A 20,602-nucleotide genomic window follows, 5' to 3' on the forward strand; every position below is an offset into this window, starting at 1 on the left:
TTTTGAATGATAATTTTAAAATGAAACTTCATACTATTTAGTTTTAAGAGTAAAATTCTGCAGGAACAATAACTAGAATTAATACAATCACAGAATGAAAAGCATAGTTTACAGTTTGATCTTTTGTTGTGCATTTCTCCTTTTTGGAATGTCGTATGCCCAGCGTTACCAGGCCATGGTATCGCCCGGAGAAAGCATACAGGTTGCCATAGAATCTGCTCCGGATGCACCAATGAACCCGTACGTGATATTGATAAAAAACGGGATTTACCACGAGAAAGTGATTATTGATAAACCAAACATTGTGCTGCTTGGCGAGGACCGCGACAGTACCCGGATTGTTTACGCTGAACTGGCCAGCAAGCGTACAATTAAGGAATACAAAGGAAAACCAGTTGGTAATGGCGTGATTGTGTTGCAGGAGGGTGCCGATGACTGCATCATCAGTGGTTTAACGGTTTACAACAATTATGGCAGTACGGTAGAGGAAACCACTGCACATCAGATGGCCATCTTCGGACGTGCCACCCGTACCATCGTTATCAACTGCAATGTATGGGCTGATGGTAATGACGCCCTGTCGTTGTGGGCACCAGAAGGCAATGGAATGTATTACCACGCCGACCTTGACCTGCGTTGTCCGGGGGTGGATTTTCTATGTCCCCGTGGTTGGTGTTATGCGACGCGGTGTACGTTTTACGGCGACGGGCGTGCGCTGATCTGGCACGATGGGCGGGGCGATTATGATAAAAAACTGGTGATAACTGATTCGCATTTCGACTCTAAAAGTCCGGTTACACTTGGACGTTACCATCACGATGCACAGTTTTTCCTGCTCAACTGCACCATGACCGATAAGATTATCGACCATCCGATTGGTTATGCATATACCGACAAAGTGCTCGATCCATGTCCGTGGGGTCAGCGGGTTTATATGTACAACGTCACACGGGAAGGCGGAAACTTTGAATGGATGAAAAACAACCTTGACGAGGCAAAAGGCTCACCCCGACCAGAAGATATAACTGCACAATGGACATTCAACGGGAAATGGAACCCGGAAGCCAAAGTAAAGTCTCTATGGGATGTGCTTGCCTATTCTAAAAAGTAAATTTGTTTAAAGGATCACTGTACTTATTAGAATACTCCAAAATGGGAAAGCCAAACAAAATGTGTCAAAGTTGCGGAATGCCTTTGAGCAAAGACCCTGAAAAAGGTGGCACCAATGCTGATGGCACAAAGAATCTGAAATACTGTAGTTATTGTTATCAAAACGGTGAGTTTACATTTAAAGGGAGTGTGAAAGAGTTTCAGGAATTCTGTCGTCAGAAAATGGTGGAACAAGGTCACGGTAAATTTACAGCCTGGCTCTTTACGCGAGGCATAAAGCGTATGGAACGATGGAAAAATTAAACGTTGGGAAATGAACGTTAAAAAGTAGTGGGAGATTTTTCACTATTCCGTCAATAAATGTCACAATATTTGAGATCATTAAAGCTTAGGTTAAACATTGCCTGAAAAATGTTATTTTTGCGTAACATTTTATTATTCAGGAGAACAGACATGCTTCAAAAGAAAATAGCCGGGGAAAAGGCAGCAGAATACATCAAAGACGGTATGATCCTTGGAATGGGGACCGGTTCTACTGCCTATTATATGATACAACGGGTTGGCGAACTGGTTGCGCAGGGTCTAAAGATAAAGGCAGTTGCCACATCTAAAAGTACAGAAAATCTGGCTACAGAATTAAATATTCCACTTTTAACTGTTGAAGAAGTAGAACGTATTGACCTGGTTATTGATGGCGTAGATGAAATAGATCCTCAGTTTAATGCCATAAAAGGTGGAGGTGGAGCACTGTTCCGTGAGAAAATAGTGGCCAATCTGGCCAAAGAGATCATCTGGATCATGGACGAAAGCAAGCTGGTAGATGCTATAGGTAATTTTCCTTTACCGGTGGAGATTTTACCGTATGGTTATACCCAACATTTACGGCGGCTGGAGGAATTCGGGTTTAATCCGGTGCTGAGACTTACCAAAGAAGGTGATACCTATGTTACTGACAACGGCAACTACATCGCAGACCTTCATCTTGGTAAGCCGATGAATATTGAAGATGTCCATCATAAATTGAGAGACCTGACCGGCGTTCTTGAGACCGGCCTTTTCCTGAATATGTGCAATCGCATTGTTGTAGGAACAGATAATGGTGCTAAGGTGATTGAAAACAATACATCGGAATTACGAATGACGAATTAAGGATTACGAATATTTCGTGCATTAATCTGTGTGATTTGTGGAAGGGAAAAGCTCACGCTGATTTTCGCAGATAAATGACGCTGAGATTCGCAGAAGTTTTTTATTACCCTTCACAAACTTCCGCCTCTTTAGGACTGTGTTATAAACCATGAAATTTTATGACCTAAATTGCGATATAGCCGGTCGTGTTTCGATCTGTTCAATGTTGGAAGGATCTCTGTATAAATTGACCCGATTAGTTTCGGCATTAATCTGCGGAAACATCTGCGTTAATCTGCGAGAAATAATTTAAAGAACAATGTTATAGTGAACAATGAAGAATTATCAATTATTCACTTTTCATTTTTAATTATTCATTCATTTTAATCACTTTTTGCTGGAATATTCCTGCTTTAACCAGGTAAATTCCCTGCGGTAAGCTGCTCAAATCAATCTGATTTGATGATGAACTCAGAACTGCTGTTTTAACCAGTTTGCCGGTTACCGCATACACTTCCACAACCTGTACATTACTCAATCCCGATAATGTAATTAATCCGCTTGTCGGGTTCGGATAAACTGCTTGCTCACTACTCATGCTCTTGTTCTCCAATCCGACCCATGTGCTGTTATTGTACGAATGCCAGTTTTTTCCGAAATGGTTATCAAGGTTAGACGATGCAAGAACGATGCCCTGTTCCGATGTTACGACTGGCCATGGTGCACCGTTTTTATATTTTACCTGATCTGCAATTATGCCGGTGGCAGAAACAAGCCTGATCGTCTCACCCTCGTTGGCAAGGCGTCCGCTTTCCCACTGATAAAGCTTTTTAGGATAACCGGCCCAGAAGTCCAGACTTTTGTCATTTGTCACAATCAGTTCACTGTGACTTCCAATTATTGAGTTTTCAGGGAAATGGAAGGTTACCCCTTTACTGATCCTGTAACCGGAAACGTCAATAGGGTCCGGTCCCGGATTACTTATGGCCAGGTATTCTACTTCATTTGCACCCGCATCAGAGTTATACAAAATCCTGCTGATGTAGGGCTGATTTTCTGACGGAGTAAAGGTCACATCTGCACCTATATTTCCAGTCATCCCTTTATTAAAACAGGGCGAATACTGCGAAAGGGACAGATCGAAGATATTGGGATCACCAAGAATAGGATCCATAAAATAATTGTGATTGTCCTCCGGTAAGGTGTCATTATCTGAACTGGAGTACATCACCTTCAGTGTGGAGTATGCATCAACCAGGATTGTTTCATTGTAGGTATTGGATAAAACAGAATTTGTTACAATTCCGTTTCCACCGGCATCCCCAACATTTTTCTCGTAACTGGCAACCGCAGTATTAACACCGTAATAGGTGCAGTGATCTATGGTAACATTGCTGGAATCCTTCAATCCTGCTCCAAGGGTGCAATTTGCAAATACAGACTGGCTGATTTTTACGGAGGACTGCTGGCCCACAGAAACGCCTTTGTCCGTTATGTTGTATACAAAAACAGAATCAATGGTGATATTCCTGCACTGTTCGCCAATATCTATGGCATCGCTGTTTGATCCAAAGAAGTTATGAATCACACAATTCCTGATTACACCGTCAGTTACATCGTCGTAGTCAATAGCATCGGTATCTGGCATATCATTGCCCATGAACGAACTGTTGGAGATATGACCCTTTCCATATTTCACATTTATCAGGTCTCCTGTAATTTCTGAGTGGAGAGAGCTGTTCGTTAATGTTATGTCAGAATAGCGGGCAACTATCGGATTGGCATAATTGTTTTCAAGCGTCATGTGGTCCATGATAAGTATGGAACTGAATGCCGATATTGCAGCCACCTCCCGGACAGAATGGTTCCCGATTGAAGCATTTTCAACGACCACATAACTCAGGCGTGAAGTATCTGCTCCAACAAATCGTAAAATGCTCCATTTGTGATCGGGGCTGTCAGGATTACTGGTGAAGTAGATCGGTGCCGTTTCGGTGCCTTCTGCATTTAATCTGCCGTTTATTGTAATGGATACGCCATCGTCTATCCAAAGCTCAACTCCAGGTTCAATAGATAATATAGCTCCTTCAGCCACTGTTACATCGTCCGGTACAAGATAGGGAGAGCAATCTGTTGAAAGAGTCAGATCGCCTGTAATTTCAGCAGGCAATATGCACTGACTGTTCTGTTCAAAAACTGCAGTCAGATTAAGATTTCCGGTCTGGGTAGTATTGATTTCACCGGATGTAGAGTAGAAATTCGTATAATCCACCTGATAAGCATCAAGGCTCAGGTCAAAACTGATATCACTACTGTTTGGGGCGCTCTGATGTACCTCAACTGCAATGGTGTTTGAACCGTCAACCAGGACGGCATTCTCCACCATATAAACGCTGTAATCATCCTCCGATGCACCACCCACAGCAACAAGTGCCTCTGTGTTGTAGCCGATAGCTCCTGAAGGCATATTTTCCCTTGCCACTTCTGTTCCGTTAATGTATACAACGGCGCCATCATCACATTTCAGGCTGATCCGGAGTTGCTGAACCGAGTTTTTATCTGTAATTTCAAATGTTTTCCTGAAATAGGTTGTAATGTTTTTATTACCGGATCCTCCGGTGTAAGCAACTTCAGTATTTTCATCGCCGTCTCCATAGCCCAGTTCGGCCTGACCGGAAGCCCATGTCTGGTCATCAAAACCTTTTTCTTTCCATGTTGATCCTAAATCGTTGCCGGAATCGTTATATTTCCATGTCTGTTCAGCACCGAATACCGGTATCATTTCCGGCTTTATCCAGCCTTTAAAGGTATACCCGCTTTTGGCCTCTGCCTTCAGGGTTAAGGGTTCATCCAAAGGATAGGCTCCTACGTTTGGCGAAGCATCTATACGTAAACCATTGAAGGTAATGGTGCCTGCATGCTCAGGAATGGCTGAAACCGTGAGGGGACTACTTGGCTGAAATCCATAGTTCGTAAGGTCAGCCAGTATCACATCCGGTCTGGCGGCTGCAAAAGCCTTCAGTGCGTCCACCTCATTTTCCCAGTAAGAAAATGAAGGAATGGGATCACCATAATCGGATGTTGTACCCTGCCAGCGGATAATATGGTCAGGTACTTCATCACTGATCCGTGATTTAAATTCATCTATAATCCTGTTAACCCTGGCCTGGTTGAAGGAGGTAAAGAATTGGTCTGCCAGTCGCCGGCCAAAATATTTTACATAGCCCTGATTTTTCATCAGACTCGTGAATGGTGTAGCACCTTCATTTTCGAAATAGCTGATCATGCTGGATGACGGATTAAAGAAGCCTCGGTCCATATCAACCAGGATCCATTTCCATATGCCACCATCCCTTGGTTTCCATGCCATCACATTATGGTCAAGGGAACTGTTGCGGACATAGATTTCGGTGATCACAAAATCAGTGAAATTATCCAGATCCATCCTGGCAACAACCGCATCATAGTTTTCCTGAACCGTGAGATCCCTGTTATATAAGGCCATGAAATCCTGATACTGATCTAGCGTGCCGGCTTCCGCATAATCTTCATTTTCAACCATATCCACGCCGGCTGGCCCGATGTCGTGGTTTTCCACAATAAAATCTTCATCCACTTTCGAGCGGATATTGTGAATCCCCATATACTGTCCGCTTACATAGACCACACAGGGTTTATAGCCCTGAACATCCACGCTGGAGTTCAGTTTCATAAGGTGTTGAGAAAGTGCATCTCTGAACAAAGTGTATGACCAGTCGCTACCCGATGCCCTGAGTGCAAATGAATCAAATATACGACGGGCGCGATCAGAAAACATGGGATAGTCCAGCTTCCCTTTACCATATTCCTTTCGGAAGTATATACCCAGCATTTTTTGAGGCAGCTGCCAGGAATACAGGCCGTTGACTTTTGTTCCCGCCTGAAGATTGAAGGCCGCACGGTCAGAACCATCGTTTTCAAACAATTCCACATTCACCGGAACTTCCCATTCCGGTTTAAAATCCTGAACATAGATTCCGGTATCACTATCCCAGAAATTTCCCGGATCTGTTGCAAGAGATACGACAGGAAGACTCCCTATCTCCATTGCAGGATCTATAAAATAGGTGTGCGTAATGACTTCACCCGGAATCATATCTGGTTTGAAGATCCGGGCTCTTAATACCTTTGTCTCATTTATTTCAATGGTTCCTTCAACAACCGGAGAGCTTGCCGTAGGTAAAGATCCGTCCAGTGTATAATGAACCTCTCCTCCAAATGTATTGCTGACCGTAACCGAAACAGGGCCGTTAAAAATACCACCCAGCGGTTCAAATCCCGGTTTATTCTTAACAACGCCATCGTAGCTTACCGTACTGTTGCCTGAACCTGGCGTGGGAGAGATAAAATAGCTCCAGGTGTTACTTCCGTCAGTTGTTCGTCCCATGGAGATATTAACCTCCTGAATGCCGAATATTAAAGTGTCCACAGCTATGGTGTCAGGTGTGTACAGTCCGATTTCCTCACCGGAGGCAGATAGTTTAAAGCTGGTATGCAAGCCCGAATTAAACCCGTCTGTCCAGATGATCAGATAACCGTTTCCCTGGATTGATGTACCTGCCGGGATTTGCCACTTGCGTTTATCGGAAAGATTGTCGGTGAGATAATATCCGCTTAAATCGACTGCTGCTGTTCCCTCGTTGAATAATTCCACCCAGTCTGAACTTTCGTCATAATCAGGATCAGTAACAATGCCTGTGTTTGAAGCCAGAAACTCATTGATAACAACCTGTCCTGAGACCATCTCAACCGCAAAAAAAAGCAGCGGTAAAATCAAACTATTTAATAAGAACTTCATTGTCTTTCCGACCAAATTAATAATACCTTTTTGATAGGATAAATTGCAAACACCGGATCAAATGTATTAAAATTTATTAAAAACTGGCCTTTGGGCGTGTTATTTTGATCGTTATTTTAAGACAATTTTAAGAATTAAAAAATAATAGGCATCCCGGAATATCAATCTCTGACGGCAGAATTTATGCCTGCTTTTTGTAAAACAGCTTTCCTGTTAGAAGTAATCCGGCAAAGACAAAACCTGCAAAAACAAAACTGCTCAGCGCCAGCTGCATGCCTCCGGATAGAATATGTCCACTGGTACAACCACCGGCCATTCTTGCACCGAAAATCAGGATAAACCCGCCTGTAAAGGACCAGATTATGCGTTTAAGTTTATTGGTTCCATAGTATTTCTGCCAGTTTTCATGAATCAATGTCAGGCGAAACTCCTTTTTAATTAATGAAAAGATGAGGCCGGCAAGAAAAGCACCTGATAGAAAGATCAGTTCCCAGTGACCTGGTGTTTCAATATTAGTGAAGTAAGTGTTTGAGGTTGATCCTGTCAGTATATCGGCCAGGTAAGGATAGCTTGTAGAAGCACCGATAGGCCTGTTGGTAAGTGCTGAAGAAAAAACGAAGAGGTTAAGTACTGCAAGGGCAATACCTGAAACAACCCATTTGTTGTCACTCTTGTTATCCATTTTATGCATTCTGAAAGCGAGAAGGATCAGCATTAATCCGATAAGCAAGGTGAAAATAAAGAAGACTATGCGGTTTTCTATCAGTGAATCCAGAGATATTTTACCCAGATCAGGGCCAAGAAAAGTCTGTATGTGCGGGAAGAGGATGCTAAAGACATAACCTCCAGCCAGTCCACCGGTAATGCCTGTAAGTGCATCCAGTGATCCTTCGCCAAGTGAAACAGCCATGGTTCCGGGACAATACCCTAATATAGCCATCCCTGATCCAAAGATGAAACCACCGGCAATAATGCCTACTGCAATAAATGGCTTGACATGATATGTTGCCAGTCCGAGGGCGATTTCTATGTTCAGCAGTATGACACCAATTCCCACCGCCAGGGCCAGAGCTTTGGCAACCGTTAAATCTGAGAGGACCGCTAAACCGCTGATTGTATTATACCTGTTTAACCTGGCATATTGTAACACAGCGCCAAAAAGTATTCCTAAAGTGAGTATTAACAAAAACATGATATATAATTTAAGTGATTCCGTATAAATCAACAGTATCAGATTAAGCTCTGCACTCAAAAAAATATCAGGTTATCAGGGAATAGTATAACAAACTAAGTGGCTAAAAGTTGCTTGTGGTATTATTCTGCAAGCAATTTTCTGACATCGACACTGAAAAACGGACCTTTGGATGCCGGCACTTTATTCATGCTGACATGCATCAGCATTTTGGATGGTTCAAAAAGGACACACTGCAGGTTCTTATTGGGGACGCGTGCAGTATACATTGCATGCTGTAAATATGTGAGATTAAAATCTCCGTAGTGGTCACGTGCATTGAGCATCAGATTTGCAAAGCGCACATCTGTTTCGGGTTCAGAATACATGCCCGCAGTATAAAAATAGTTTGATGAAGCCAGAACGCCTTTGCTGCCCTCACGTACCGCATATTTATTTAGACCAAGCTCTGCAATGATGGCTTCCGAAGTATCGGCACACATCACATTGATTGGGATCATTTGTTTTTGCTGTGTCAGGAAACTAACCATTTCACGGGCCGTGGCAGATTTTTCACTTCCAATTTGCATCCAAAGATGGATCGGTAGGCCATCCGTCCTTGTTGAATCCTTTTTGCTGTTATCCACCAGCATATTACCAAAGCAAACGCCTTTTTCATTTATCCCGGTTAATGATCCAACCAGCCCTATAAAAGAGGAAGCAACGGTGGCGTATCCTTTATCAGGATGTTTTACAATAATGATCCCAAGTGCTTTATTGATCTTTTTCAGATTGTAATCGGCATTCCGGCCCATCAGCAGGTTCCCGTCAGGCGTAGCTTTATCCCAGACCGCCAGCACCGAGCAGGACGTTTTAGGTACGATATTCATGGCCAGAAGTTTTTTGTATTCAATATCTGAACTTTCGGCCATCGCTTTGAGGAATGCTTTATAACCGGGAGGCAGTGAAGGTTCTGCCTGATCGGCAAATGCAAGGTATTTCCTGATCATACGTTTAGGGAATACTTTTTCTACCATAAAAACGACCGATGAAAGTTGTGTTTTGAGTATTGATCCGTACTGGGATCCCATCTCGGCCGGAGTGCCATAAAGGTGTAATACCGGAATGTTGTTTTGAATCTCCAGCCGTGGTTCACCCTGATGAGCTGCTGCTGATGCCTCAAGATGGCTGTGCATAACATCGGTATAGGCTGTATAAAGTTTACACCCCGAAACAAGAAAAACAATACCGATTAAGGTTATTATATGGCGTAGCTTTCTGTTCATCCTGATTTGTTCCAAAGCAGATAGCTGAAAATTAGGTGATAAATTTGAAATAAGGAAATTTTAAAAGGAAAGAATTTACGTGTCGGATTATTCCTTGATCTTTTTGTAGTTACTATAAGGTTTTAGCGATACAGGGTATGAGGAACCTTCCCTGGTCTTCACAGGGGAAACTGATATGAAAATTAAAGTTCCGGAGAAAGTATTTTATTTCCTGTTATCCGATATTAAAAGCCAGTTTAATGCCATCAATGGTCATGCCTGCGCCTATAATGGCCAGGATCAGACCCATTAATTTGCCCATAACAGCGATAAGGTTATGTCCCAGTCTGTCTACTATTTTTTCACTTAAGGCAAAAGCGAGATAGGTAAGAAAAACCATCAGTGCAAATATGGCAAGTACAATACCGATGTGTAAAAAATTCGCATTGGTGACATTATTCATAGCCGAAACGATGGTTCCCGGACCGGCAAGAATTGGTATAGCCAGTGGTGAAATGGCAACACCATCATCCACTTCAATGTGTTCCTGTGTGTGGACTTTTGATTTCTGAGAAAGCAACATTTCAAAACCGATATAAAATATCAGGATGCCACCGGTCATTTTAAATGCAGGTATGGTGATGCCAAATAACTCAAAAATATACTTTCCAAGAATAACAAATGCGCTTACAATTACAAATGCCGTAATAGTGGCTCTTTTGGCAATGCGTTTTTTTACGGCATCACTGCTGTCGCCTACAAGTCCTAAAAAGATTGGTGTGTTGGCAATGGGATTCATTATGGCAAAAAATCCGGTGAAGACAGAAAGTGAAAACGTCAGATAATTATCGCTCATCGCTTTGCGGTTTTTTTATTCTGTACCAAAATTACTAAAAGCCGGAATGATGTGACTCTTTTTTTAAGATTTAATAAGTGTTTATGGGTTTATAAATGAAACGGACAAGTCATTAATGTGCTTGTCCGTGCTGTTGTTATTTCAGTTTTTTTGGTGGCGGCGGTGGCGGTGGAACCACACGTATTTTAGGTGGTGGCGGGGGAGGAGGTGGTGCTACTGCTTTGGGACTTGCAAAGGAAATCCTGACCGGTACGATTTCATTAATGATCTTTCTTTGCTCAATAGTTAGCTTAAAATAATCATTTTGAAACAATTGTTCTGCTTTGTTTTGTCTCAATGCAAGGTATTTTTCACCTATGCCTCTGAGCAGATCATCCAATACGTCCTTGTCTGTTGCCATGTCAAACTGTATGCTGATGACGCCTTTAGGTATCTTCTGCATTCCCAGGTTTCCAATTTTCTTTTCAGAATATTCCGGACTGAGATGCTGACTTTTCAGTGCAGGATTTCCATTAATGAAATTTTCAACACTGTTTATAGCACCTTCCAGATTTGATCTTTCATTTTCAACCATAAATTCATTCTGTCTGTTAATTAAGATGCTCAAGACATTTTTTTCTTTCATTGGTGGAAGATTTGGTTCAGCCTCAGGAATCGGCATGCCGTTTTTCGCTTCCTCTGCAGTTGGAATATGAACCTGTTTTACATGAATGTTTTCCCTTACTTTATTGAAATTTGTAAGCGTCCATAAGCTTAGCCATTGCTGCGTACTGTCCTGAACAGAAAAAAGTGGTACTGCAGAAGCAATGCTGGTTATTGCTTTGGGTCGTGAGAATGCCTGGAGCATCAGGGCTGTCAGGGGCACAAACAATAGTAGTTTGAGTCCGGCCCACCGTGGTTTATGCGTTTTTTGAATCATTTTAAATCGTTTTAAAATTGGTTTTTGAATAAATTGATTTGCCAGGGCAAAACGTCTTTCACCCACGGCTTTCTCAAGGACCAACAGTTGGTATGTTTGTGCATCGATGCCTGTATTAATGACGGCCTCATCGGCCTGGTATTCGTGAATCAGTTTCAGATCACGCCTTAAAAGCCACATAATCGGGTTGAACCAGTGGAACAGGGTAAACAGCTCCAGAACGAACAAATCTGTTGCATGGTTAAATTGAATATGTGCTTTTTCATGCTCCAGAATGATATCCCTGTTGTTATCGTAATCTGTTTTGTTCATCACGATCCGGTTCATAAAAGTAAAGGGTTGAACCAACTCTGTTACAATGGCAACCATGATATTATTCCAGGTGATGTGCTCTGCTTTACGGATTAAGCGAACGACCATGAACATTGCTGTAAGTAGCTTTACAATCAGGAAGCTTATTCCCAGGATATATATGAATTGAATTATGCCTGTGAATCCGATTGTTCCTGAACCGGCAATGGTTTCTGTAGTCGATATATGATTTGAAGCGGAATTCGTAGCAACCGGCTTAAAAATTTCCTGTAGTAGTTGGATGGGGGCAACTTTGTGTTGTTCCGGTATCAGGGAAAAGTTCAGAAGAGGCATAATCGCTGAGCTCAGCATGACACCGATTAAAACGAAGCGGTTCAGATGATGGGTTTTCATCCGGCTCATAAAACCTTTGTAAACCAGGTAAAAAACAGCCAGGCTCAAAGTTGATTTCAGCAGATATGTCAGAAATGGTGTCATTTCGTTTCCTTTATGCTGTTTTCTATTTTCCTGATGATTTTCTTAAGTTCCTTCACTGAGATGTTTTGGTCCTCAACGAATTGCGATACCACATTCTGATACGAATTGTTGAAGTACTTTTTTACCACAGTGCTCAGTGTTTTTGTACGGTATTCTTCCTGAGTTATTGCCGGAAAGTACCGGTAAGTATTTCCAAATTGTTCATGATCCAGGTAACCCTTTTCTTCCAATGCCCGAACCATGGTGGACAGCGTATTATAATGTAACTTCTGATCTGCATAAAGTTCTACCAGTTCTTTCACGAACATCGGTCCTTTTGTCCAGTAGAAATTCATGATTTCTTCTTCTTTTTGCGTCAGCTTTTTCATAATCAAACAATTTATATCACAAATATAACTAAATAATCTAGTTTGCAAACTATAAAATGTAGTTAAATAACTATTCTGTATAGTAATAATAAGTTAACATCCTGAAAAACAATACAGTGTATTTTGTTTTATTTTCGAAGTATCGGGATTGTTGACCAAAATAAGTATATACTTTCAAGCAATTGGTGTGGAAAATGCGGATATCTTCTACACTTTCACAGGCCGTTTCATTTATCAGTATGATACATATTTCTGTACTGCTTATAGTGTAACCTTCATGATTACAGTATCTTAATAGTGTCTGAGGTTTTCAGTAGGATCAATATGATCAGTTTCATTGAAGTGAAGCACGATTCTTGATTATTTTAAGTCTGACTGTGTCAGATTTACCTGATGAAGAGTTAAGACATGAAAGATAACAAAGCCATCCATACGTTAAAAAACAGCTGGAAAATCCTGAAAAATTCATTTTCCGATTTTGGTTCAAACCGGCCGATGATACATGCCGGAACAACTGCTTATTTTGCTATATTTTCTATCGTCCCTATGCTGATACTCATCATAGCGGTATTCGGTATATTTGTTGACGATGCAGTCATCAGGAACAAGTTGTTTAATGAGATTAATTCACTGTTGGGAGACAGAAGCAGCGAATTATTAAAGGAAGCGATTAATAATTATGAAATTACAGAAAACACGACACTGGGTTCAATTGTCGGTATCGCCTTCTTTCTGTTTTTTGCTACTACCTTGTTCAGTATTTTACAGGACACGATGAACTATATCTGGCGTGTGAGGGTAAAATCAAGTTTTAAAATGAACCTGCTGAATATTTTAAAAACGCGGTTTTTCTCATTTGGCATCATATTAAGTCTCGGATTTGTTTTGCTGGCTTCCCTGTTGATTGATGTCGCCATTTCGTTTCTAAAGGATTTCCTGTCCACCTATTTCACAGAAAAGTTTGTAATTCTGGCTCAGCTGCTGAACTATGTATTGTCTTTTGGAATCATAACCTCAATATTTGCCCTGATTTTTCGTTATCTGCCGGATGTGCAGGTCAAATGGTCTTCAGGTTGGTTTGCCGCAGTGTTTACGAGTTTGTTTTTTATCCTGGGAAAATTTGCCATCGGTTTCCTGATAGGACGTTCTGATATGGGAGCGATTTATGGTGCTGCCGGATCAATAATTATCCTGTTAATGTGGGTATATTATGTTTCGCTGATCTTTTATTTTGGTGTGGAACTGTCCTGTCAGCATGCAAAATACTACAGGCACAGCAATAAACCGGTACATTATGCAGAGCGATTTGAAATTGTGCAGGAGAATCCTGACAAGAAGAAATAGTTATTCCGTTCTTTTTTCACGGTTCGTATTATTCTCCATTTTTCCCAGAAATTCATTTGTCTTTTTCTGAGCTTTTTCTATTCGATCTGAATTATCTTTTCTTTTCAGATAGTCTAATAATTTTTTAAGTGGAGGAACAGCCGGATACAGCAAAAAGCATCCGACCGCCAGAAGAATATATCCCAGTGGAATAAAAGGAATAAACATAAAGACTATGCCTGCCAGCAGGATGATGCTCCCTAAAATGTATCTTTTGTTGAGTCGGTTGATTCTAATATGTTTTTCCGGCATTCTTAATGATTTAACTGGTTTTTGCTGTTTATCCTGCAATATCAGGACCAAACCGGAATGTGCTTTTACAAATGTGGAAAAAGAGATGATTTGGGGATTTGTTGCACAGATTGTGGACTGTTCAGATAATTTCCCGTTAAAACTGATTTTTCTCTGAATCGGCTTTTATTAAAGGATCAGACAACCTTTGGGAGGATAAATGCTGTTGGGTGGCACGATATTGTATTACTGATCTATATAACGTTTTAAAAATATAATTATGAGAGTAGCAGGTATAGTATTGTTAGTATTGGGACTGATCGGTACAGTAGTGTTTGGTATTCAGGCTTTGAATGATTCAGAAAGTCTGAATGTACTGGGTGTTGATGTGGCGGTGAGCTCCGCAAACTGGACACCGCTTATAATCAGTGGTATCGTGTTATTAATAGGGTTCTTTATGACAGCCAGAAAAAAGACTGCATAAGGAAGCCGCCTGAATTTTAATGATGAAACTTCGAACCGTCTTTAAATCTTTTCTGATTACAGGCATAGTGCTGGTCATTTTAATTATCTCCGGTTCATTTGTGCTAAAGCACTATATTGAACGTAAAATTAAAAATGTTTCAACTGATGCTGTGGTATTCCATACCGGCAGGGTTCGTTTAAGTCTATTGGATAAACGGCTAACGCTTAATGATGTTTTTGCAGAGGATCAACATTTTGGTAATTCTGTGACAGCAGATAAACTTGTTATTCAAGGTATAAAGGTGCTTCCGTTGCTTTTAAGGAATGAAGTAGAACTTGGATCGGTGAAAATAAGTGGTGCGAAAATTGTAACAGGACATGATCTGAAGAAACTATTCAGGGAATCCGGATCAGACTCAAACAAATATAAACTTAAGCATATAAAAGCACTCAGTATTTCCGGCTCACATATTATTTATTCTGATTCTGTGAGCGGGGATACTGTTTTTTCTGCCGGACTGGACGTGAAAATTGACCATCTGGACAGGAATCCCTCAGCTACCCGGTATGATGTGAAATCATTTGGTTTTGATGCATTTTATGCAGGACTACAGGATGCAGCTTATGTGTTCCCTGATGGTAAATTCAGACTTGCACTTGATACTTTTCGTTTCGATACCAAAAGTCAGCTTTTTACTATTAGAAATATGGCTTTTCAATCGCTTTTCGGCCGTTACGAAATGGGGCCGGAGACAGGAAATGAGTCGGACTGGTATGATCTGAAGCATCTTGATATTGAAATGACCGGACTTAATACCCTGCATTTTTTTAAAGATTCAACCCTTTTTGTAAGGACGGCAACTATGGCTAACGGTGATCTGTTGATTGCCAAAGACAAACGGTATCCGCTGGGAGACAGGCCCGATAAGGAACTCCCTGCCAGTTTATTCGCTGAACTCCCGTACAAAATCTGTTTTGACAGTTTCCGGATCAGAAATGTTGACATTGATTATTACGAATTGCACGAAGGAAGGGATACTGCAGGTTGCATAACCTTCCACAATCTGCAGGCTGAATTCGAAAACTTCAGTAATATAGATTCAACGATAAATGGTCCTACACGAATTCTGGCGCAGGCTTCACTTATGGATGATGCTGTTTTATACGCGGATATTCAGTTTCCGAACATCGCGGTTAATGCGGAAAACCAATGCAAGGGATATCTGCATAACATGGATATGACCACCTTTAACCGGATCCTGGAATATCAGACGCCGGTTACAATCGAGGGAGGTAAAATTGATACATTACGTCTTAGTTTCACCTATAATTCTGATGTTTCAATTGGTGAGATGAATTTTCAATATCACGGATTTGATATCAAAATATCACGAAGAGAAAACATCCTTACCCGATTATTGCATACATTCAGGATACCGGACCTGGTTCTTGCTGATGAGAATCAAAAAAGGGATGAGTCGTTTAACAAGGGCGAAATTCATGCAGAACGCAATAAGAAAAGATCCATATTCAATTTCTGGGCAGGATCTGTAATCAGCGGGATGAAAAGTACCTTAAACCTGCCTCAATAAGTCGGGAAAATTCAACACAAGTGGTGCATTTTTCTACAGCATGAACATATGTGTATTTTGTAAGACGCAGATAATCAGGTCTTAGCGGGAGCTGTTGTTGTTGGCATGGTTTTGTTATATACAATATATGTTGACTTGAACAGCAGATTATTAGAATAGCATATTAACGTTTAAAACAAATAATTATGAGATCAATACTTTATTTAATAGCAGTAGTCCTTGTTGTCGGTTGGATATTCGGATTCTTTGTTTATTCTGTCGGAGGACTGATCCACATATTACTTGTTCTTGCCGTTATATCTCTCCTTATATCAATTATCAGGGGAAAATAGCCCTGTAACATTCAAAAACCAATATATATACAACACAAACTACAATCCGTTTGCTTGTTGTCAGAACCTGAGAATCAATACATGGAATGGTATGTGATTTTCAGGTTCTTTTTTCCTGATCAGAACCACTGTCGTTTTCTGAATATCAAAACACCCAGAATGGATAAAATCAGTGAGCCTGAAATAATAGCAGGAAGAGCCCAGAAGCTTTCTTCCATCCCGTTTGGAACGTTCATCCCGAAAATACTTGCTATTAATGTCGGGATCATTAAAATGATGGAAATCAATGTGAGTTGTTTCATTACCACGTTCAGGTTATTGGAAATTACCGAGGCAAAGGCATCCATCATTCCGCTCTGAATATCACTGTAAATCTGAGCCATCTCAAGTGCCTGTTTATTTTCAATAATGGCATCTTCCAGTAAATCTTCATTGATTTCTGAGGTTATTTTTTTCGAAGTACGGAGTTTGGCCAGTACTATTTCATTTGCTTTAATGGATGTGATGAAATAGACCAGGCATTTCTCCATCTTCAATAACTTATTCAGTTCCCTGTTTTTAATTGATTTTTCAAGATCCTGTTCAATGGCTGAGGTCATCTGGTTAATCTGTTTCAGATACTTCAGATACAGGTTACCTGAACGGAGAAACAGGCGCAGAATAAAATTGATATTGTCCGTTATCTGGCTGTACTGTTCCCTGAAAGGAGAGGGTTGACCAATGGGTAGTACATCATTATCCTGGAGGCAGATCGTGAGTGTAAAATCATCGGTTATGAAAATGGCCAGCGGAACCGTGTAAAACGGCACACCATTGTTGGTTTGTTCTACCGGAATACGTAAAATGATCAGTGTCCAGTCTTCTTCGAACTCAACACGTGGTCGTTCGTCAGCATCCAGAATGTCGTTTTGTAAATCCGCCGGTAATCTGAATTCAGATGTAATTTTTTGAATTTCTTCATTCGTTGGTTTGGTTACATTAATCCAGCAACCTTTTTCTACTTTGGAGATCTCGTTGTATCCGCCAAATGTTTTGAAGATTTTAATCATGATTATGCCTCCTTACATGAAATCTGCAAGGAAACCTGAAGTGCCCTTACAGATTGGTTAATTAATAAACTGACTATGATACGGGCCTTCGTCCATGTGATAGTGTTTTTAAAATTCGGGTGCAAATGTATGCCTTATTTTTTGGAATAGGTAATTAATAAGGACATTTAAACTTTTTTTGCATTAGCTTATAAACGAAAAAAGGATCCGGTATGGAATCCGGAATCCTTTTCTTTGGAGAGTAATCCCCTGTGGGAAATTACAGTGAGTTATGATTTTTTACCGGGTTTTGCTGTCCGGGTTTAATTCGCTAATTATCAGTTTGCCAGAAATGCACTGTACATCCAGACCAGTTTTTCCTGCTCTCTGATGTAGTCACTCATTAAGGCATTTGTTCCTTCATCATTTGCTTCAGCACTCAGGTCAAGAATGTCGCGCTGTTTTTTTATCAGTATTTCAAAACTGTCAAGGACAGAACCAACCGTTCCCTGGGCATCGCTGACATTTTTCAACTCTTTCACTTCTGAATTTTCCAGATAGTCGCTGTAAGAGTGGACCGGAGTTTCCGCCAGTGTCAGTACCCGTTCTGCTAATTCATCAACTTTAATCAGCAGATCATTGTATAACTCCTCGAATTTGACATGTAATTCAAAAAACTTTTCGCCTTTTATGTTCCAGTGAAATCCTCTTACGTTCATATAAAATACCTGGTAGTTGGCCAGTAAATCGTTCAGCTTCTGTGATAATGCAACTGATTTTTGTTTGTCTAAACCTATTCTGTTCATAATATTTCGTTTTTAAGTTTTATGTTTTGTTTTTATCTGTTACAAATATCCGGATTAAAACAATATCAATCAAATCGATAATATCTATCTTTGTATAGATAGAATCTATAATTATGACATTACAACAACTGGAATATGTAATAGCGCTGGATAACTACCGGCATTTTGTTACGGCGGCAGAAAAGTGTTATGTTACCCAGCCAACACTGACCATGCAGGTTAAAAAACTGGAAGATGAAATTGGCGTACGGTTGTTTGACCGGAACCGGAAGCCGTTAATTCCAACAGCTGCAGGGGAGAAAATAATTATCAAGGCACGGCAGATATTGCGTGAGGTTGAAGAAATGAAGGCTTTTGTCTACAACGAAACAGAAATGCTGGAAGGCGAGTATCGTTTGGGAATTATCCCGACCATATCACCGTATATTCTGCCTCGTTTTTTGCCGGAATTTCTAACGGAGCATCCCCGGACAAGGCTTAAAATTACGGAGTTGCAAACCGATCATATTATTGACAAACTGAAAAACGGCATGCTGGACATCGCCATTCTGTCCACGCCGCTCAACGACAAGGCCATCAGAACCATTCCATTGTATTATGAACCGTTTCTGCTTTATCTTCCGTTTGATCACAAACTAAATAGGGTTGAAAACTTAACTGCAGATATGTTGAACTCTGAGGAGATACTCGTTCTGGAGGAAGGCCATTGTTTCCGTGATCAGGCCCTGGCTATTTGTTCCACAACGCTTGCAGGCAAAAGACTTAAGTTTGAATACGACAGTGGTTCCATAGAGGCGTTGAAGGGTCTGGTGGAAAAAAAGCTGGGTTATACCCTGGTACCGGAACTGTCGGTAGGAAATACGGCAGAATCCGTCTCTGTTAAACGATTCAGCGAACCGGAACCGGTAAGAGAAGTAAGTATTGTGGTTCATAACAGTTTCACTAAAGAGGCTCTGATTGATCGGCTACACAAAACCATTCTTCATACAATTCCGGATCAGTTTAAAAAGATGAAACACTATACAAGGGTTAAGTGGAGATAAAATAATTAGGAATTACGAATTTCAAATTACGAATTGAAGTTACTCTGGTTGTTATAAATCATTTTTAATGCGCATTGTTTTCTGGATGCTTCCAATAATTTTTAGCAGTTCTTCGGTATCATCTAGCATAGACTCACTTGTATTTGGTGTAATATAATTGGTTGCTTTTAAAATCCGGATCCAGTAGTGCGATTCCCTTGCTTCCTTATAGGCGATAGTCAGTTTTGCAAAAAAGTCTTTTTTTGAATGTCCTCCAAGTGCTTCCTCTATGTTCGCTCCAATCGATGTTCCGGAGCGCAAAAGCTGATCAGAGATTACAAATTCTTTTGTCTCGAACCTGAGTATTTTACATAGTTCTACTATTCGAATAGCATATGCAAATGATTTCTGTTGAATTACGTTTTCGGTTTTCATACAATTCAGATTTGGTAACTTCTAAATTTACAAAAAGAAAACTACAAATCTTATCCTAAGCTCCTTATTTCGTAATTCGTAATTCATAATTTGAAATTCATAATTGTTTCATTGTTTAAGCGCTGCTTTAGTAAAAATATATTCCGGTATGTCCTGGTTGAATTTGATATCGGTGATTTCGAATTCAGTGCCTTCACCCTGTTTCAGCATATCTTTGTACACCATCTTCATAGGGAACCAGCGGCCATCAACCTTTCTGACATCAGAGAGCGTTGTGCGTTTTAGTAACTGCCCGCTTTTTGCATATAATTCTTCTTTTAAAGGAACAAAACGTTCGGTGTCAATCCACATCACTCGTTTGTAGTAAGCCACATCTGGCACATTGGCTATCATCTCCAGCTGGTAGGTGTTGCGACCATCAATTTCTTCTTCCCCAATCAAAGCCGCATCGTAAATGTCGGTCAGTTTACGGTCGTCCATCATATCTTCGTACGAAAGATCGGAACCCATTACACTTTGCCGCAACATATGGCCGGAGATCTGGATGGTTCGGTCCGTAGAAGGAGCGTAAATCCAAAGCTGATCTTCCAGCTTTAACATTTTAGTGCCTTCTTCCCGGGCCGGTGAAAGATATTCTGTAAACGATTTTGTAGTCCCGATAGAATATGTTCTGGAGGTAATTGTACGGCTTGCCCTTCTGCCATGAATGGTCATGGAAGATTCCATTACGCGGTTATCTGATGACAGATTCTGATCCACTTTGTCGATGATTTGTTTTGCACTCAGTTGAGCCTGCATCAGTCCTGGTGCAAAAAGAAGTACCAACCCGGACAGTATAAATTTTATGTTTTTCATATCAAATAGT

General features: G+C 40.7%; 19 protein-coding genes. 8 read left to right on the forward strand and 11 right to left on the reverse strand.

What is annotated here, in order from left to right; genetic code table 11:
• The first annotated feature begins 94 nt into the window (after positions 1-94).
• The 3 genes from ACE1EF_RS15090 (at position 95) to rpiA (ending at position 2,259) form a co-directional block, all read left to right on the forward strand.
• Positions 95-1,111, forward strand: coding sequence for a pectinesterase family protein (locus ACE1EF_RS15090; RefSeq protein WP_375721512.1), 1,017 nt, complete (start codon positions 95-97; stop codon positions 1,109-1,111).
• Between the two features lie 41 nt (positions 1,112-1,152).
• On the forward strand, positions 1,153-1,413 hold the full coding sequence (locus ACE1EF_RS15095) for a zinc ribbon domain-containing protein (protein WP_375721513.1): 261 nt from the start codon (positions 1,153-1,155) through the stop codon (positions 1,411-1,413).
• Positions 1,414-1,530: 117 nt separating this feature from the next.
• Complete coding sequence (gene rpiA / locus ACE1EF_RS15100; RefSeq protein WP_375721514.1) at positions 1,531-2,259, forward strand: ribose-5-phosphate isomerase RpiA; 729 nt, start codon at positions 1,531-1,533, stop codon at positions 2,257-2,259.
• A gap of 349 nt (positions 2,260-2,608) precedes the next feature.
• Here the strand turns inward: rpiA and ACE1EF_RS15105 are convergent, their stop codons facing one another.
• From ACE1EF_RS15105 to ACE1EF_RS15130, 6 genes are all read right to left on the reverse strand, one after another.
• Positions 2,609-7,075, reverse strand: coding sequence for a lamin tail domain-containing protein (locus ACE1EF_RS15105; RefSeq protein ID WP_375721515.1), 4,467 nt, complete (start codon positions 7,073-7,075; stop codon positions 2,609-2,611).
• Between the two features lie 181 nt (positions 7,076-7,256).
• Positions 7,257-8,267 carry a YeeE/YedE thiosulfate transporter family protein gene (locus ACE1EF_RS15110; RefSeq protein ID WP_375721516.1) on the reverse strand — a complete coding sequence of 337 codons (1,011 nt, stop codon included), beginning with the start codon at positions 8,265-8,267 and terminating at the stop codon, positions 7,257-7,259.
• 122 nt (positions 8,268-8,389) lie between these two features.
• A complete protein-coding gene (locus tag ACE1EF_RS15115) occupies positions 8,390-9,532 on the reverse strand; it encodes a C45 family autoproteolytic acyltransferase/hydrolase (protein ID WP_375721517.1) in 1,143 nt (380 codons plus the stop codon).
• 214 nt (positions 9,533-9,746) lie between these two features.
• A complete protein-coding gene (locus ACE1EF_RS15120; RefSeq protein WP_375721518.1) occupies positions 9,747-10,367 on the reverse strand; it encodes a MarC family protein in 621 nt (206 codons plus the stop codon).
• Between the two features lie 136 nt (positions 10,368-10,503).
• On the reverse strand, positions 10,504-12,075 hold the full coding sequence (locus ACE1EF_RS15125; protein WP_375721519.1) for a M56 family metallopeptidase: 1,572 nt from the start codon (positions 12,073-12,075) through the stop codon (positions 10,504-10,506).
• Complete coding sequence (locus ACE1EF_RS15130; RefSeq protein WP_375721520.1) at positions 12,072-12,443, reverse strand: BlaI/MecI/CopY family transcriptional regulator; 372 nt, start codon at positions 12,441-12,443, stop codon at positions 12,072-12,074. Before ACE1EF_RS15130 ends, ACE1EF_RS15125 begins: the two co-directional genes overlap by 4 nt.
• A 408-nt stretch (positions 12,444-12,851) precedes the next feature.
• Between ACE1EF_RS15130 and ACE1EF_RS15135 the strand changes: the two genes are divergently transcribed.
• Positions 12,852-13,787, forward strand: a complete 936-nt coding sequence (locus ACE1EF_RS15135; protein WP_375721521.1) for a YihY/virulence factor BrkB family protein — start codon at positions 12,852-12,854, stop codon at positions 13,785-13,787.
• Here ACE1EF_RS15135 and ACE1EF_RS15140 read toward each other — a convergent pair whose 3' ends face one another.
• On the reverse strand, positions 13,788-14,078 hold the full coding sequence (locus tag ACE1EF_RS15140) for a hypothetical protein (protein ID WP_375721522.1): 291 nt from the start codon (positions 14,076-14,078) through the stop codon (positions 13,788-13,790). It lies immediately after the preceding gene.
• A gap of 259 nt (positions 14,079-14,337) precedes the next feature.
• On the opposite strand from ACE1EF_RS15140, the gene ACE1EF_RS15145 reads away from it, so the two are divergent.
• The 3 genes from ACE1EF_RS15145 to ACE1EF_RS15155 all read left to right on the forward strand — a co-directional run bounded on the left by ACE1EF_RS15145 (position 14,338) and on the right by ACE1EF_RS15155 (position 16,446).
• Positions 14,338-14,541 carry a transglycosylase gene (locus ACE1EF_RS15145; protein WP_375721523.1) on the forward strand — a complete coding sequence of 68 codons (204 nt, stop codon included), beginning with the start codon at positions 14,338-14,340 and terminating at the stop codon, positions 14,539-14,541.
• Positions 14,542-14,560: 19 nt separating this feature from the next.
• On the forward strand, positions 14,561-16,114 hold the full coding sequence (locus tag ACE1EF_RS15150) for an AsmA family protein (RefSeq protein ID WP_375721524.1): 1,554 nt from the start codon (positions 14,561-14,563) through the stop codon (positions 16,112-16,114).
• Between the two features lie 185 nt (positions 16,115-16,299).
• On the forward strand, positions 16,300-16,446 hold the full coding sequence (locus ACE1EF_RS15155; RefSeq protein WP_375721525.1) for a lmo0937 family membrane protein: 147 nt from the start codon (positions 16,300-16,302) through the stop codon (positions 16,444-16,446).
• A 119-nt stretch (positions 16,447-16,565) separates the two neighbouring features.
• Here the strand turns inward: ACE1EF_RS15155 and ACE1EF_RS15160 are convergent, their stop codons facing one another.
• Together ACE1EF_RS15160 and ACE1EF_RS15165 are read right to left on the reverse strand one after the other, a co-directional pair.
• Entirely contained in the window at positions 16,566-17,495 is a 930-nt protein-coding gene (locus tag ACE1EF_RS15160; protein WP_375721526.1) for a magnesium transporter CorA family protein, read from the reverse strand.
• A gap of 317 nt (positions 17,496-17,812) precedes the next feature.
• Positions 17,813-18,280: a Dps family protein gene (locus ACE1EF_RS15165; protein ID WP_375721527.1), complete on the reverse strand. Its 468-nt coding sequence runs from the start codon at positions 18,278-18,280 to the stop codon at positions 17,813-17,815.
• Between the two features lie 113 nt (positions 18,281-18,393).
• Between ACE1EF_RS15165 and ACE1EF_RS15170 the strand changes: the two genes are divergently transcribed.
• Positions 18,394-19,323, forward strand: a complete 930-nt coding sequence (locus ACE1EF_RS15170) for a hydrogen peroxide-inducible genes activator (RefSeq protein WP_375721528.1) — start codon at positions 18,394-18,396, stop codon at positions 19,321-19,323.
• Between the two features lie 51 nt (positions 19,324-19,374).
• Here ACE1EF_RS15170 and ACE1EF_RS15175 read toward each other — a convergent pair whose 3' ends face one another.
• Complete coding sequence (locus ACE1EF_RS15175; protein ID WP_375721529.1) at positions 19,375-19,737, reverse strand: four helix bundle protein; 363 nt, start codon at positions 19,735-19,737, stop codon at positions 19,375-19,377.
• A 108-nt stretch (positions 19,738-19,845) separates the two neighbouring features.
• Positions 19,846-20,592 carry an outer membrane lipoprotein-sorting protein gene (locus ACE1EF_RS15180; protein WP_375721530.1) on the reverse strand — a complete coding sequence of 249 codons (747 nt, stop codon included), beginning with the start codon at positions 20,590-20,592 and terminating at the stop codon, positions 19,846-19,848.
• Positions 20,593-20,602: the final 10 nt, after the last annotated feature.

The organism is Quyinboa sediminis, assembly GCF_042219855.1.
Lineage (GTDB): Bacteria > Bacteroidota > Bacteroidia > Bacteroidales > UBA5342 > JBHJHP01.

Bases quoted from the DNA above. Each gene is read 5' to 3' on its own strand.
- ACE1EF_RS15095 (WP_375721513.1), top strand. From the start codon at position 1,153: ATGGGAAAGCCAAACAAAATGTGTCAAAGTTGCGGAATGCCTTTGAGC.
- ACE1EF_RS15090 (WP_375721512.1), top strand. From the start codon at position 95: ATGAAAAGCATAGTTTACAGTTTGATCTTTTGTTGTGCATTTCTCCTT.
- ACE1EF_RS15110 (WP_375721516.1), bottom strand. From the start codon at position 8,267: ATGTTTTTGTTAATACTCACTTTAGGAATACTTTTTGGCGCTGTGTTA.
- ACE1EF_RS15130 (WP_375721520.1), bottom strand. From the start codon at position 12,443: ATGAAAAAGCTGACGCAAAAAGAAGAAGAAATCATGAATTTCTACTGG.
- ACE1EF_RS15120 (WP_375721518.1), bottom strand. From the start codon at position 10,367: ATGAGCGATAATTATCTGACGTTTTCACTTTCTGTCTTCACCGGATTT.
- ACE1EF_RS15150 (WP_375721524.1), top strand. From the start codon at position 14,561: ATGATGAAACTTCGAACCGTCTTTAAATCTTTTCTGATTACAGGCATA.
- ACE1EF_RS15145 (WP_375721523.1), top strand. From the start codon at position 14,338: ATGAGAGTAGCAGGTATAGTATTGTTAGTATTGGGACTGATCGGTACA.
- ACE1EF_RS15155 (WP_375721525.1), top strand. From the start codon at position 16,300: ATGAGATCAATACTTTATTTAATAGCAGTAGTCCTTGTTGTCGGTTGG.
- ACE1EF_RS15170 (WP_375721528.1), top strand. From the start codon at position 18,394: ATGACATTACAACAACTGGAATATGTAATAGCGCTGGATAACTACCGG.
- ACE1EF_RS15125 (WP_375721519.1), bottom strand. From the start codon at position 12,075: ATGACACCATTTCTGACATATCTGCTGAAATCAACTTTGAGCCTGGCT.
- ACE1EF_RS15105 (WP_375721515.1), bottom strand. From the start codon at position 7,075: ATGAAGTTCTTATTAAATAGTTTGATTTTACCGCTGCTTTTTTTTGCG.
- ACE1EF_RS15160 (WP_375721526.1), bottom strand. From the start codon at position 17,495: ATGATTAAAATCTTCAAAACATTTGGCGGATACAACGAGATCTCCAAA.
- ACE1EF_RS15135 (WP_375721521.1), top strand. From the start codon at position 12,852: ATGAAAGATAACAAAGCCATCCATACGTTAAAAAACAGCTGGAAAATC.
- ACE1EF_RS15180 (WP_375721530.1), bottom strand. From the start codon at position 20,592: ATGAAAAACATAAAATTTATACTGTCCGGGTTGGTACTTCTTTTTGCA.
- ACE1EF_RS15175 (WP_375721529.1), bottom strand. From the start codon at position 19,737: ATGAAAACCGAAAACGTAATTCAACAGAAATCATTTGCATATGCTATT.
- ACE1EF_RS15140 (WP_375721522.1), bottom strand. From the start codon at position 14,078: ATGCCGGAAAAACATATTAGAATCAACCGACTCAACAAAAGATACATT.
- ACE1EF_RS15115 (WP_375721517.1), bottom strand. From the start codon at position 9,532: ATGAACAGAAAGCTACGCCATATAATAACCTTAATCGGTATTGTTTTT.
- ACE1EF_RS15165 (WP_375721527.1), bottom strand. From the start codon at position 18,280: ATGAACAGAATAGGTTTAGACAAACAAAAATCAGTTGCATTATCACAG.